The 1,637-nt window shown below is 64.8% G+C and carries 3 protein-coding genes; 1 reads left to right on the forward strand and 2 read right to left on the reverse strand.

The annotated features are described in order from the left end of the window. Positions 1 to 300: molybdopterin-dependent oxidoreductase (locus I55_RS05480; RefSeq protein ID WP_044559502.1), on the reverse strand; the 300-nt coding region annotated here is incomplete at its 3' end. Positions 301 to 758: 458 nt separating this feature from the next. Between I55_RS05480 and I55_RS05485 the strand changes: the two genes are divergently transcribed. Then, the gene (locus I55_RS05485) at positions 759 to 1,301 is read left to right on the forward strand and encodes a methylated-DNA--[protein]-cysteine S-methyltransferase (RefSeq protein ID WP_044559500.1); all 543 of its coding nucleotides are present in this window, start codon (positions 759 to 761) and stop codon (positions 1,299 to 1,301) included. 11 nt (positions 1,302 to 1,312) lie between these two features. On the opposite strand, the gene I55_RS05490 is transcribed toward I55_RS05485, so the two are convergent. Then, a partial coding sequence (locus tag I55_RS05490; protein ID WP_148293582.1) for a helix-turn-helix domain-containing protein occupies positions 1,313 to 1,637 on the reverse strand: 325 nt, incomplete at its 5' end.

Below are 1,637 nucleotides of genomic sequence, written 5' to 3' on the forward strand. Positions count from 1 at the left end.
GCAGGCCGGCGCCCTGGGGCACAGCGTGCCGCGATGACGGGATGGGTCCGGATCACCCTCGATATGGATGACCGAGGACTTCACGTTCTTCGCGCGATCGCCCTGGCTGTAGATGAGGATACCGCAGGCCACCGAGCAGTAGGTGCAGGTGTTGCGGGTTTCGGTGGCGGCGGTCAGCTTGAACGGCCGGACGGATGCCGCCAGCGCCGTGCCCGCCAGGCCGAAGCCCAACGCACCCAGGCTGGAAGCCGCCAATCCCGCGCCGGTCAGCTTGATAAAGCCGCGACGACTGAGATCCATGTCTCACACGCTCCCGTGAAAGTCGGTTCCGCCGGAACAGCGCGGCTACCCGCACGGGGCAAGCAACCGCCGGCAGACGGATGAATGCATCATAAGACGCCGCCATCACCCGTCAAGTTATTGGCGGCGAATTTGTCGGTGTCCAAATGAACCTCGCCCATTGATAACGGTTCGCATTAACTAAATTCAGAAAATTGGTTGCGTCATTCGCAAAGTTTATTGCCCAACCTTAGGTGTTTTCCGCCCTATCCCGCGGCTTTCGGGTTTTGCCGCCTCGTTATATCTATATGAATATAGCGCCTGACGAAGACCGGCCTGCCGCTCGACCGCGCAAGCCCTGTGATTTTCGCCCTTGTCCGGCGGGCCAGCGGTTTGAGATCCTGGAAAGACCCGCCGAAATCCGCCGCCCGACGGCCGGCGTTCGACCGGTGCCATGCCCGCGAAGGTGAATGCCCGCCATGATCCGTGACACGACCTATGCGTTCATGTCCATGCCTTCCCCCGTCGGCAGGCTGACGCTGCTGGCCGGCACCGAGGGCCTGACAGCCATTCTTTGGGAGAATGACAAGCCGGGACGGGTCCGCCTACCCACCCTGGTTCCGAACCCGGACCATCCGGTGCTGGTGGAGACGGAGAAGCAGCTGCGGGCCTATTTCCAGGGCACCTTGAAGACCTTCACCGTGCCACTGTCCTTCGCCGGCACGGACTTCCAGAAGCGGGTGTGGCGGGCGCTGCTGACCATCCCCTATGGCGAGATGCGCAGCTATTCCGACATCGCCCGCCAGATCGGCCATCCCACGGCGGTACGCGCCGTGGGCGCCGCCAACGGGCGCAACCCCATTTCCATCATCGCGCCCTGCCATCGCGTGGTGGGCATGAACGGCGCCCTGACCGGCTTCGCCGGCGGTTTGGCGATCAAGCAACAGTTGCTGTCGCTGGAAGGGCGGCGATCGGTTGGGCGCGAGGCGGCCATGGGCGACCTGTTCGCCGCCGCCGGCTGAGGCGTTCCGCTTTAGGCGGCAACGGGCTGGAAGCTGGCGCGGTATTGGCTGGGTGTCATGCCCAGGCATTTGACGAAGACCAGGCGCATACGGTTGGCACTGCCGAAGCCACTTCGATAGGCCACGGACTTCAGCGGCAGATCGCCACCCTCCAGCAGATTGCGGGCCGCGTCCACCCGCGCACGCTCCACGAACTCCGCCGGGGTCACCTGGGCCTGCTGGACGAAGATGCGCGCGAAGTGGCGGGCGCTCATCCCCGCGACCCGGGCCAGCGCCGCCACCGTATGGTTCTCCGCCACATGCCCCATGACATGGGCCTGCACCCGCGCGATGGGG

It is taken from the genome of Azospirillum sp. B4, assembly GCF_000333275.1.
GTDB lineage: Bacteria > Pseudomonadota > Alphaproteobacteria > Azospirillales > Azospirillaceae > Nitrospirillum.